Below are 12224 nucleotides of genomic sequence, written 5' to 3' on the forward strand. Positions count from 1 at the left end.
TCGTTCGATTGGTCTGCCGGTTCGCCACCGCTCTGTCCCTCAGTCTGCTTTTTGCGGCCTCACCTGGCGCCTTCGCTCAGAAGAGGCAGGTGCAAAAGACCCCGTTGACTAGCGTCGAAGCAGTCACCGACATTGATGCTCCGAAAGATCCCAATGATCCGGGCACCGGCGGTGGAATGGACGCGGCGACCTATTTCTCGCGGAAGTTGGCTCCTAAGCTCGGGGACTGTACGAGCCGGATTCGATCAACGGCGAATGACTGGATTCAAGTGAGTCACTTGCAAGCAACCAAGACGGAGCAACAGCCTGGCGACCTGCTCATTCACGCAACCAAGCCCGATCTTCAGGGATTCTTCGAGATCATCTACCGTGTGAGACTGAAGGAGCAACGGGCCCGGGTTACTGTCTTCTTCTACAAGCTCGACGGCACCCAACTGGAGCCCGCCACGATTCTTCCATTGTTGAAGGCATACAAGATCGGCGATTTCGAAGAGAAGCTGACACAGGCGTTACTTTGCGGGAGTGAGTGAGATGGCTGACCTTGAACAGATATCGGTGAAACTCGACGCAGTGGCCGGGATGGCGAATCGATGGTCGACGGCACTATCCAGTTGGCCAGGATTCAGAGTGATCGAAGTCAGAAATAGCCCAACGGGTCCGGCGGTCGCTTTCTCGATCGAAGGGCAGAATCTGCTTGTTCAATCCCCGCAGCCCGACGCCGTACCGTACGCGCTCGTCGAGGTTGAGAATCCCGCCTCAAGCCTCGAGAATGCAAAGCTCACGTTGGAACAGGCGAAGGCGAAGAGCGAGGACCATTGGCGTGCACGCACCTATCTTTTTACGATTGTGTCGGCGCTTCTGACTGCCGTGGTGACGATCTCGGTCGCGCTGATTTCGCGGCCGTCGCATGATGGTGTCTCGATCGACGTTGACGCCCTACATTCCTGCCGGGAGAGCTTACAGCGCCTGTCGAGTCTAAGCAGATTCCAGGATCAAACAGTGAGCAATCTTTCCTCGGCAATTGGAAGCCATGTCACCACCTGTGACCCGGTCCTGGAGAATTTAATCACCTCGGCGGCCAAGCGAGATTCCAAATGAGAGCGCTCGCGATCATTACGGCTGTCTTCTTGCTCGTTTGCGGTCGATCGTCCGCGCAACCAGCCTCTCCACATACGAAGGCTATCCTCGGCGTGATTCTCTGTTGGGAGGATGCGGCGTCCGCCCCTCTCGCACACGATCCTGTATTGTTGAAATCCATCGGCTGCGCTTTGACCCTTGACGGAGTCGATACCGATATCGGAGTGCATTCGGAGGCGTGTTCCGATCGAATGCCGGATGCAGTATGTTTCGGAGAGCCGGGCGGGGTCATGTGCCGGCTCTCGGGTGTCGAAAGAATTCTACGTGCGTCGGCATGTGTGACGGCGCGGTACATATGGGACCGGGATCGGCAGCCGGTTTGGCTCAGCTGCAACCGGATATAGTGATAGTCGCAACGCTGTCCTTTCCTTGAGGGTTACGATCCTGGTCTCCGATCGGAGAATGAGACTGGTAAGAGGCGAACAAGAGGCGAAAATGAACCCGAGAGGAAACTGGCTCTCTCAGGCGTGATGCGATGGCGAAATCAAAGATCGAATGGACCGACACAACGTGGAATCCGGTTCGTGGCTGCACGAAGATCAGCCCCGGATGCAAGCACTGCTATGCCTCGGCATTCGCTGAGCGTTTCCGGGGAGTGTCTGGGCATCCCTACAAGCAGGGGTTTGATCTCCGGGTTGTGCCTCACAAGCTCCTTGAGCCACTAACCTGGAGCGCGGCCAACATGGTCTTCGTCAACTCCATGAGTGATCTCTTCCATCCTGAGATCCCGGACTCGTTTGTCATTCAGGTCGCTGAGGTGATGGTGAAGGCCAACTGGCACACCTACCAAGTGCTCACGAAGAGAGCCGATAGGTTGGAGAAACTGCTGGCTGGACCACTCAAATTCGCAACGGCCTCTACCCACATATGGTGGGGGGTGAGTGTCGAAGATATTAAGCACGGCGTGCCACGGATCGCGCGACTACGGAATACGCCCGCGGCGATCAAGTTTCTGTCTGTCGAGCCATTGCTTGAGGACCTCGGGGAGGTTGACCTCACCGGAATGGACTGGGTGATCGTCGGAGGAGAGAGCGGACGCGGTGCTCGCCCGTTAGAGGAGTCATGGGTTATTAACATGCAGAAATCCTGTAGCAAACATCGAATCCCGTTCTTCTTCAAGCAATGGGGAGGAGTTAATAAGAAGAAGAATGGACGGAAGCTACGGGGTAGGACGTATGATCAATTTCCAGCTACCAAGAATCCCCCAATCCCATCGCGCGCCGAACGCCAAGGGATCATGACGGACCTCGAGCGGAGACTGATCACACCGCATGACCTCCAGCAAATCGCCCTCTAAGACGATCGACGACCAGTTACTTCCGCTCTTCCCGGACCTGCCTAAGTCGGATGGCAAGAAGGTTCGAAGCTACAAACGTATCGATCAACTGATCTGGAGCGACCACAAAGCTCGGTTCATTCAGCTGTACCTGAAGTATTTCGTCCAAATTACGAAGCACGGCGCATACATCGACGGGTTCGCGGGCCCTCAGTATCGCGACAAGCTCGACGCCTGGACGGCGTCTTTGGTCCTCGCCAGCGAGCCCAAGTGGCTGCGACGCTTCTATCTCTGCGAGCTTGATCCCGAAAGTTTCAAATGCCTCGAGGACCTTAATGCCAGCCAGCCTGTGCCGAGAAGCAAGTCGGGACGCAAGCTGCCTCGCAACGTAGACGTGGTGTCGGGCGATTTCAACCAGACGATCGATACCATACTTGCGAGTGGGACGATCACCCAAAAAGAAGCGACCTTCTGCCTTCTCGATCAGCGGACATTTGAATGTCACTGGGACACGTTGATCAAACTTGCGAAGTATAAGCAGGCCCCTCATAACAAAATAGAGCTGCTGTATTTCCTGGGGGTCGGCTGGTTACATCGTGCCTTCTCCGGACTCAAGAACGAGGAGATTCCAGTCAAATGGTGGGGGAGGGCAGACTGGCGTGATCTGCTTCCTATGAACTGCTGGTCGATCGCTGAGATTGTGAGGAAGCGGTTCGTCGACGAGTTGGGGTATAAGTTCGCTGCGGCCTACCCGATCTTCGACCGAGAAGAGGGCAACAAGATCATGTATTACATGATCCACGCGTCGGATCACGAGGACGCCCCGGCCTTGATGGTTCGATCTCACGCCAAGGCTGTGAGGGCGCTCCCCAAAGAGACGCAGATGTTGTTGATCGATATCTCGCAGGTTCAGCCAGAGAGCTTAGTGGAAGCTGGCGCCGAGGCAGCTACGCACTCAGCGTTCCAGGAGTAGGGGTTGTAATGCGGTCGAGCGCGAGCTTGATCAGCCGGTCGTCGAACAGCCGAAGCTTCCGTTCCGCCGCAGGCCGTCCAGCGGGCCACGCTTTCAGCCCGGCTTGAATGCCCTTGAGCGAGGGTTTACAGTGCTCTCGCTCGATGAGCCAGTCGACCGTGGCCAACAGCTCCATTCCCAGAGGAGATTGGAAGCCATCGATCCGGTGAGCAGTGATGTCCAACACCGTCTCAAACGGCCTGTTCTCGTCCTGCTGGAAGAAAAGATCGACGTGTTTCCGTCGCGCATCGTCGAACCAGATCGTGTCAGAAGGCCCGGCATCGCTCAAGCGCTTGTCGCAGCGGAGATAGGTTCCGTCGAGACCATCTAGAAGATGGCGCAACCGGTCGGAATAAGGGCCGTACTTGTCCGCGACGAACTGAAGGTCCAAAGGATCCTCAATCTTGAGCGAATCAATCGTACGTTCCAGGAACCATCCCAGCTTCTGCACTTCGAGATAGGTGCACTCGATGCCCAAAACCCAGTACCGTCGAATCATCTCCGCGATTAGTGCCCTGGCAGGAGTCAGCTTCTCCACTCCAGTGCACTTCGCGACATTCTGGTACTTGTCGGTTGGCTCATAAACCAGCACGTCTACGTCGCTGAGGTCAGCCAGCGCGCACGCGATCTCCGGTCGGACGTCGTTCCAGTCCAGGCCGCCATTGCCCGCGCCAAGCGGTGGAAGGGCAATAGACCGGATGTTGCGCTCTCGGATGACAGACTTCAGGTCCTGCAGACCTTCCTTAATCCATTCAAGTTTGGAGGGCTGGCGCCAGTGCTTCTTCGTCGGAAAGTTGATGATCCAACGGGGACCTTCAAAGGTGGGGTTTTCGGTAACGAACATGTGGCCGACACGAACCTGCTTTTTCTTGCACGCGTCTTCGTAAGCCCGGAAGTTCGCTGGGAAGGCCTCCTTGAACATGAGGGCGATGCCCTTGCCCATGACACCGACGGTATTGACGGTGTTGACCAGCGCTTCGGTCGGGGCGTCCAGAAGATTGCCTTGAAGGAATTTCATCGTCAAAAGTACCAACTCCTCTCCATAATAGCCTTCAGCCTGAGACCGCGGCGGTCAATCTCGGCCTGAACCCACTGTTGAATCTCGGCGGTGTAGCTGCACACGCCAAGGAGCGCCTCACGCGGCAGGTGATGCCAGATCAAGGCTTCAGCCTGATAGCGCTCTTTCTTGCCGGGGTCGTCTGGATCGTGTTTGAAGTTCCTGCTGCCTAGTAGCGCCCAATCGACCTGGTCCAGTTGATTGAGATCACTAAAGTATCGAGCCATCGCCGTATACGCATGGCGGTCGGTGAATAGGAACGGGATATTCAGTCTCGCCACATCGTTGAGCGACGAGACCAGAATGAGGATCTGGTCGTTCGGCACTCTGGTGATCCCGCCGTAGCCGGTCGTGATGTTGTACATCATGATCGAGAAGGGCGTGAAGTAGAAGGGGACGTAGTCGCTGAGTGTTCCCCCAGGGGCGACCTCGACCACTCTCCTTGATCGTTTGTCGATGAGTTCGACATTGCCGATATTGCGGTGATTCGGATCGAACCTCCCGCTGTTCCGCGCGTAGAGGCCATTGTCGAGAATCCACGGAAGGTTGTCCCGATGGATGATTCGAAAGATGAGCGCCTTGGCCGGATTGAGAGCAGATGACATGATTCGCGGTTTACCTTGCGTGGTGCTCTTGCCTGCCTTGAGTCGAACTGCCGCACCCAAGTGGCTTGTGCGACACCCTGGACGAGCCGGATTGAGCCGGAACATCTATTTTAGCGAACCGATTCCAGGGTCCGGACCGCCGGGGGAAGCCATTGCTCCGTTGTCGGAGTGCAACCGACTCCTCCCGAGCCACTGCGAGTGGGCCTGCTTCAGCCCTTCGAGCCGATAGCCCGACCGAAGGTGTAGCGCAGCGATGTTCCTGTTGCGTCCGGACCGGTCAGCGTCGCGGTCGCAATCTCTGGATAGGTGGGCGTGAGAAACTCACGCACCTCGTCGACCGACATCGCAGGTGCAGGATCCGGGCATCGTGATGCGGCACTACGCCGAGGTGCTGGACGAGAACGCCGATCGGGCAGCCGATCTCATCAGCGGCAAGATCGGGTATGTGATCCCAGCCGAGTTTGCTGTCAATTCTGTGGAGGTGTAAGGAGGTTTTGCCGGGGGAGTTCGCCTTAACAGGAACCGTAATGGGAGCCGACGAATTCCCTAAGGTCACTAAGTTGTTGAAGAATTTGGAGGCGCGGGTCGGGATCGAACCGACGCATAAAGGTTTTGCAGACCTGCCGGGCGACTTTATTGGGGCTTGTAGATTCTTGTAAGTATCATTATTTTGCCGCACTTAGTGAAGGTCCATACAAGTAGACACAAGCGGTCCCATGCAGGTACTCCCCACAAAAGTCCCCACAGTCACAGAGTTGAGCCCCTAGGCTCACCTCCCGATCTGCGCCGATATATTTTCGCCGGTGGCCCGAACCATCGTGTTGTTGTGTCCGATCTGGTGCCCGGATTCGGTAGCGATGACCGGCCCGAAAGCCTTAGCTGGTCGGACTCCGCGGGCAGGGTGTGGAATGTTTCGTCGGCCTCGGATATCTCGACGTTCTTGGCTTCGAGGGCGTTTTTGCGAGTCTTGTCTTCCGGTCGGTCGATGGCAGGGTCGAGTTTGGTGGACGTGCCTTGGAAGGCGGTAGTTAGCCATCCGAGAAGCTTCTTGCCAGCCTCGGAAGCCGTGGTGTCGGCGCTTTGTGGGCGAGCTCCTTGGCAAAGGGAAGGAGCGGGGTGAGGACGACCAAGTCGTCCTGAGCGAATTGCGCGATTTCGGTCATTCGGTGGCTCCTTCGCGGGTGCGCAGGTTGTATTGCTCAATCAGTGCTCGGTATGGAAGGAGGAGTTTTTCGTCTGGCTCGAGGTTGAGTTCCTGGCTGCAGAATAGATAATCGTTCACGGCGGCGGGCGCGAATCTGCTAAATGAATTTGGGTAGCGAGTGTAGTAGGGCGCAAGAATTCCCAGGGACTCTGATGTTGAGTCAAGCGCCTCCCGAAGTCGGTCAACGGCTGCAAGATGATTTCCTTGAAAGCTGAGACTCCATGCCAGATCGGTGATGAAGCGGTCCGGGTTGGTTGGCGCGAGTTCCCGGTGTGTAGCGACAGCCTCTGTGATGGAGTCGAGTGCACCCGCGCGATCGTCCATCTCGCTCTGCTGTTTCGAGAGATTCATCAGCGACACGGCGAGGCCTGGCCGGAAGCGGTCGGGGTTGGTGGACGCCAGGTCGCGGTAGATGTTGACGGCCTCGGTGATGGAGACGAGCGCACCCGCGGGATCGCCAATCTCGCTCTGCCGGTTCGATAGATTGTTTAGAGCCCGAGCCAAGTCTGGCAGGAACCGATCCGGGTTGACCGATACCAGATTGCGGGAGATGTTGATGGCCTCGGTGATGGAGCGGAGTGCACCCGAGCGATCGTCCACCTCGCTCTGCTGATTAGAGAGATTGTTCAGCGACGATGCGAGGTCTGGCCGGAAGCGGTTGGGGTTGGTGAACGCCAGGTCGCGGTAGATGTTGACGGCCTCGGTGATGGAGGCGAGTGCCCCGGCGGGATCGCCAATCTCGCTCTGCCGGTTCGAGAGGTTGTGCAGCGACCTGGCGAGGTCTGGCCGGGAGTGGTTAAGGTTGACCAACGCCAGCCTGCGATAGATGTCGACGGCCTCGGTGATGGAGACGAGTGCCCCCGCTCGATCGCCAATGCTGCTCTGTCGGTGGGAGTAATCGAAGAGATGGTTTACATACGCGGGATCGCTTGCTGCATCCGCCGACTCGCGCGGGCGTTTGACAAGTTTTCCGATGAGCTTGAAAGCGAAGGCTCTCAGCGCAAGGGTGTCCTTGGGAAGCGCCCTTGCGAGTTCAGACAATAGAGCGAAATCGGCGTCGGGGTCCTCCGCGATGGCAGTCAGAGCCGCTAAGGGGAGCTTTTCGCCTGTGTGGGTGTAGTCGGTGGCGGAGCGGACGAGCATATCGGCGAGCGTTTGGGTCGCCAAGGGCAGGAGACGCGTTACTGTTTCAACTGCCGCTGCGGAGCCTTGCCGGGCAAGGACACTGAGCCAGAAAGCCTCAGCGAGTAGGTCCGGCGTTATGGTGGGGACGGCAGCGGCTCCGCCTGTGAGGCGTTCGAGGATGGTCACGATGCTGCCAGGCCCCCCGGAGCAGATGACGTGAAGGGCTCCGCACTCCTGCTCGGCGAGATCGAGTAGGCGGTGGTGATCGAGGCCGCCGCAGAGGGTGACGCAGGCGTAGAGATGGACGAGGAAATCGGCGTCCTGCTTCGACTGAGGGTTGCGGTCATCGAAGCTGTGGCGGAGGCGGCGCTCTTCCTTCTTTGCCAGCTCTTTAGCGAGGTCGGGGCGGGAGAGGCTGAGGGCGGACGGAAGGCCGGTGTCGAAAGCTACAATAGCCGCCATGAGGAGGAGCAGCGGGTCGGCCCACTGCGGATCGGCGAGGCGCTTGTCGAACCAGGAATCGGTGCCGGTCTGGGGCAACTTCGGCACTGGTTTGCCTGGCTTGAGGCGCGTGGCTGCCTCGAGCCCGGAGGCGAGAACGGACCACCTTTGGCTTGTGACGTCGAGGGGAGCCAGCTTTCGGGGCTCGAGCGGGGAGAATAAGTCCACCACGCGGGCAGGCTGACGTGAGGTGTCAAAGAGGGAGTTGTACCACCCGCCTTCAAGGTCGGCGTGGCGCTCGAGCAGGAGAATGCGAAGTGGGTGTTTCGGCGGGGCGTGGTCGACGAGGCCGCGGAGCCAAGCAGCGATGGTTAGGGCGAGGGCGGCGGCATAGTCGACTAGGATAAGCGTGGGACGACGCCAACCCCAGGCTGAGAGGTTCTGTTGCTGGACGAAATTACGGGCCTCGTCGTCGGTGAGGATGCCCGCGTCCCAACCGTCCGACGCTTTTTCGAGGAGTTCAAGGCCAAGGCGGGTCTTGCCTGCTCCACCCTGACCGATCATCGCTGTGACTTTGATGTCGCCGGTTTCGCCGGTGCCGAGCCAGTTGAGGAGAAAGTTGAGGTCGGAGTCGCGGCCGACGAGCGGGACGGCGCGGAAGACCGGGTCGAGGATCTGGATGTCGCGCTGGGGGTCTGAGCGGATGCGGTTCTGATAGGGAACGAGCGTCAGATGCGGCATGCCGACACTAATGTTGATGCCGTCGCCGTACGCCTGCACGATGATATTGTGGTTTCCCTGCGGTGATGCGAATCGTGTCGACATTTGGGCGGGTACGCTGAATTTACGACATACCGTAGCATCCCGCATCGTAAATCCCAAGAAATACTTAGTACCAAACCGATCACTCTCGGCGCTGCGTGAGCCCTGCCGGAATTGGTTGTGGGAATTTGGCGGTCCTTGTGAAGACCTGATGATTGATAGCTGGAGCCCAATGGCCGTGAAGTGAGCCACAACGCCAAACAAGCAGGCACACCCACGATAGTCCGGCTGTCGAGTGGCAAAGGACAGCATCTAGGCTGGCCGAGCTGAGCCGTCGCTTATGCTTTCGTTTGCTTTCACCCGATGTGAATGGAGATGTCTTTGCCCCTGGCCTGCGCGAGCTTATTGTTGTTACCGATGACGTTCGCGATCTGCTGGGTGACCACAGGGCCCGACTCCTTAGCCGCGCGAACAAGTTCGGCGAGTTGGGTCCGGAAGCTCTCGTCCGTCTCCGCCATCTCGACAATCTCGGCTTCCAGAGCATTCTGGCGCGTCTTATCTTCAGGCTTCTCGATTGAGCGTTCGAGCTTAGTGGATTTGCCTTGGAACGCACTGCTGAGCCAGCCGAGCAGCGCCTTTCCGGCCTCAGTTGCAGCGCCGTCTCCAGCCTTAGCGGCAAGTTCTTTCGCAAGCGGAAGTAGAGGCGTAAGGACGGCCATCGTTTCCTGGGCAAGCTGGGCGATCTCGATCACTCGGACTCTCCCTCTTCAAGCCGCAGATTGTACTCTGCGATCACTGCTTGATACGGTAACAGCAGTTGCTCATCTGGCTCAACGCCCAACTGCCGGCTCTGGACGAGATAGTCCCTGACGGTGGCGGGTGCCCATGCGCGAAAGGCCTCGGGATACCGGATGTAGAACGGTTCAAGTAGCCGAATCGACTTAGCAAACGTTTCCATCGCTTCACGCTGTCTGCCTACTGCGCAAAGTTGATCGCCCAAGATGCTTAGGCTTAGCGCGAGCTCGGGTAGGAAGCGGTCCGGATTCAACACTGACAGATCGTGCAAAATTCGCGCCGCGTCAATGATCGATACCAGGGCGTCCGGGTGGTTCCCCGCCTCGACCTGCATACTTGAGAGAGCTATAAGAGATTTTGCAAGGTCGGGAAGGAAGCGCTTCGAGGCTGAGACAGATAGATCGCGAAAGACTCGTACTGTTTCCTCGATCGATTCCAATGCACCATCTCGGTCGCCAATTCGCGCTTGTCGAGTGGATAGATTGCCCAGGGACCGCGCGAAGTCCAGTAAGAACCGGTCGGGGTCTGAGGCAGAGAGATCGCGAAAGATTCGCACCGCCTCACTGATCGACTCTAAAGCGCCTTGAACATCACCGACTTGTACCCTTCGATTTGATAGGTTGTTTAGCGATTGCGCTAAGTCTGGCATGAACTTCTTGGGATCTGATCCTGAAAGCTTTCGACGTATCTCAACCGCCTCCACAATTGAAGTCAGCCCGGCCGTGAAATTACCGGTGTCGCTCTGCCGATTGGATAGATTGTTCAGCGATAAGGAGAGTTCAGGGAGGAACTGATCTGGACTCGAAGCCGAGAGTACACGGTAGATTCGCACCGATTCCGTGATTGATTGCAAAGCACCCGTTGGGTCTCCAACCCCGCGCTGCCTGGTCGAGAGATTAATGAGCGAACCCGCCAGCTCGGGAAAGAACTTTTCCCGTTTCGTAAGGGATAGTTCGTAGTAGATGCGGACTGCTTCAGTAATTGATTGAAGAGCGCCCTTTCTATCTTCAATGGCGCTTTGTCTCGAAGACAGCCGATCCAACATACCTGCGAGCACCGCCCGGCCATCCGTAGATCCGCCATACAGGTAGATTGGCAAGAGCAACTCCACTATTTCGCGGGTTAGCGAGAGTGCGAAGTCACTCAGCGCAAGACTGTCCTGCGGAAGAGCCCGTTCAATGACCAGTTTTAGGTCTAGATCGGCTTGTGGAGATTCGGCGATCGCCTTTAGTGCAGCGAGCGGTAAGCTCTCTCCCGCGCGGCTAAAGTCCGTCGCGGAGCGGATGAGGACGGCGACCACCGACGCAACCGCGAGAGGGAAGACCCGTTTCACGACTTCGACTCCGTCTGTGATGTTCTGCTTTCCAAGGACTCCCAGCCAGAACGCCTCGGCAAGTAAATCAGGGGTCATCGTCGGAATAGAGGAGACAGCCCCGGCACGAACGGCGAGGTCATTCACCGCAGCTCCGGGGCCGCGCGAATAGCTCATCCCGAGCTCTTCACACTCCTGCTTTGCAAGCTTCAGCAGGCGCTCGCGATCGAGGCCGCCGCATAGCGTGACGCAGGCGTACAGATGAACGAGGAGGTCAGCATCCTGCACGGACTGCGGGTCTTGCGGGTCAAAGCCGTGGCGGATACGGCGCGCCTCCTTGTCCGCAAGGTTTTTGGCAAGCTCAGGCCGCGAGAGGCTGAGTGCCGCCGGAAAACCGTTTTCGCAGGCGACGAGCGCGGCCATGAGCAACAACAGAGGGTCCGCCCATTGCGGATCTTCGAGAAGCTTGTCGAAATGGACGTGGATACCAGGGGTGGGAATAGCCGGCGCAGGTCTTTCGGAATAGAAGGGTCTCGCGCGTGCTAACGCGTAGCCGAGAACCTCCCGACGCTGGGCCGAGTCATCAAGCGGCGCGAGCGTTCGTGGTTCGAGCGGCGAAAAGAGCTCTGCCACGCGCGTCGGTTGCCGAGAGGGGTCGAAGAGCGAATGGTACCAACCGCCTTCGAGACCGGCATGGCGCTCGAGCAGCAGGATCCGCAAAGGGCTCTTCGATGGCGAATGGTCGGCAAGTCCGCGCAACCACGCCGCAAGTGTTAGCCCTAACGCCGCAGCGTAATCCACTACGATTAGCGTAGGACGTTGCCATCCCCATGCGGATATGTCACTGTGCTCGATGAAGCGGCGGCCCTCTTCGGGGGTGAGGAAGCCGGCATACCAGTCATCCGGCATCTTCTCGAGCAGTTCCAGAGCAAGTCGCGTCTTGCCTGCCCCGCCCCGACCGATCAGAGTCGCTACCTTGATAGCGCTGCCCTCCAACCAGCGAGAGAGGAACTCGAGATCGCACTCCCGCCCGATCAGGGGCACGGCGCGATAGGCGGCATCGAGAATCTGGATGTCGCGCTTAAGATCGTCGCGGACGCGATTCTGCCAGGGCACAAGCGTCAGATGCGGTAAGCCAACGGTAATGTTGATGCCGTCGCCCTGCGCCTGCACGATGATGTTGTGGTCGCCCTGCGGTGATGCATCGTGTTCAGTCATGGCAATCTGTGCGCAACTATAGCAAAAGGCGGTGGATTGTTAGCTAGCGCTTCGCCAAAGACCTGCAGTTGGAGCTCTTATCGGAGTTTCTCGTTGCATCGAGTGCAACCCATTTGGTCAAATGGTCGGCCCTGCCCTCTCGCTTTGAAGGGCGCGCTTCCGGCTATGTCTCGGCACGGCCAGTTGCTTCGTGAGCGGCAGGGAGGACTATGCGCTCTGCAGAGAGGCGTCTTTTCTGCGTCACCTACTAATTTTTCCTAGGCCTGCACGGCTATCAGCC

11 protein-coding genes are annotated in these 12224 nt (G+C 58.0%); 4 read left to right on the plus strand and 7 right to left on the minus strand.

Going from position 1 to position 12224, the window contains the following annotated elements:
* The first annotated feature begins 89 nt into the window (after positions 1 to 89).
* From HDF16_RS10330 to tcmP, 4 genes are all read left to right on the plus strand, one after another.
* Complete coding sequence (locus HDF16_RS10330) at positions 90 to 530, plus strand: hypothetical protein (protein WP_184216340.1); 441 nt, start codon at positions 90 to 92, stop codon at positions 528 to 530.
* A 1-nt stretch (position 531) separates the two neighbouring features.
* Entirely contained in the window at positions 532 to 1098 is a 567-nt protein-coding gene (locus HDF16_RS10335) for a hypothetical protein (protein WP_184216342.1), read from the plus strand.
* Between the two features lie 514 nt (positions 1099 to 1612).
* Positions 1613 to 2434 (plus strand): DUF5131 family protein, encoded by an 822-nt coding sequence (locus HDF16_RS10340; protein WP_184216344.1) that lies wholly within the window; start codon positions 1613 to 1615, stop codon positions 2432 to 2434.
* Positions 2409 to 3386 (plus strand): three-Cys-motif partner protein TcmP, encoded by a 978-nt coding sequence (tcmP, locus tag HDF16_RS10345; RefSeq protein ID WP_184216346.1) that lies wholly within the window; start codon positions 2409 to 2411, stop codon positions 3384 to 3386. The genes HDF16_RS10340 and tcmP overlap by 26 nt, the downstream gene beginning before the upstream one ends.
* Here the strand turns inward: tcmP and darG are convergent.
* The 7 genes from darG to HDF16_RS10380 form a co-directional block, all read right to left on the minus strand.
* A complete protein-coding gene (darG, locus tag HDF16_RS10350) occupies positions 3361 to 4443 on the minus strand; it encodes a type II toxin-antitoxin system antitoxin DNA ADP-ribosyl glycohydrolase DarG (RefSeq protein WP_184216348.1) in 1083 nt (360 codons plus the stop codon). The two genes, tcmP and darG, sit on opposite strands and share 26 nt — an antisense overlap.
* Before the next feature lie 2 nt (positions 4444 to 4445).
* Positions 4446 to 5087 (minus strand): type II toxin-antitoxin system toxin DNA ADP-ribosyl transferase DarT, encoded by a 642-nt coding sequence (gene darT / locus HDF16_RS10355; RefSeq protein WP_221312669.1) that lies wholly within the window; start codon positions 5085 to 5087, stop codon positions 4446 to 4448.
* 209 nt (positions 5088 to 5296) lie between these two features.
* On the minus strand, positions 5297 to 5503 hold the full coding sequence (locus tag HDF16_RS10360) for a PRTRC system protein C (protein ID WP_281383463.1): 207 nt from the start codon (positions 5501 to 5503) through the stop codon (positions 5297 to 5299).
* Positions 5504 to 6115: 612 nt separating this feature from the next.
* Positions 6116 to 6250, minus strand: a complete 135-nt coding sequence (locus tag HDF16_RS31240) for a hypothetical protein (RefSeq protein ID WP_281383450.1) — start codon at positions 6248 to 6250, stop codon at positions 6116 to 6118.
* On the minus strand, positions 6247 to 8682 hold the full coding sequence (locus HDF16_RS10370; protein ID WP_184216353.1) for a tetratricopeptide repeat protein: 2436 nt from the start codon (positions 8680 to 8682) through the stop codon (positions 6247 to 6249). Before HDF16_RS10370 ends, HDF16_RS31240 begins: the two co-directional genes overlap by 4 nt.
* A gap of 293 nt (positions 8683 to 8975) precedes the next feature.
* Positions 8976 to 9371 (minus strand): hypothetical protein, encoded by a 396-nt coding sequence (locus HDF16_RS10375; RefSeq protein WP_184216355.1) that lies wholly within the window; start codon positions 9369 to 9371, stop codon positions 8976 to 8978.
* Positions 9368 to 11944 (minus strand): tetratricopeptide repeat protein, encoded by a 2577-nt coding sequence (locus HDF16_RS10380; RefSeq protein WP_184216357.1) that lies wholly within the window; start codon positions 11942 to 11944, stop codon positions 9368 to 9370. The genes HDF16_RS10375 and HDF16_RS10380 overlap by 4 nt, the downstream gene beginning before the upstream one ends.
* Positions 11945 to 12224 lie beyond the last annotated feature (280 nt).

The organism is Granulicella aggregans (genome assembly GCF_014203275.1).
In the GTDB taxonomy this organism is placed as follows: domain Bacteria; phylum Acidobacteriota; class Terriglobia; order Terriglobales; family Acidobacteriaceae; genus Edaphobacter.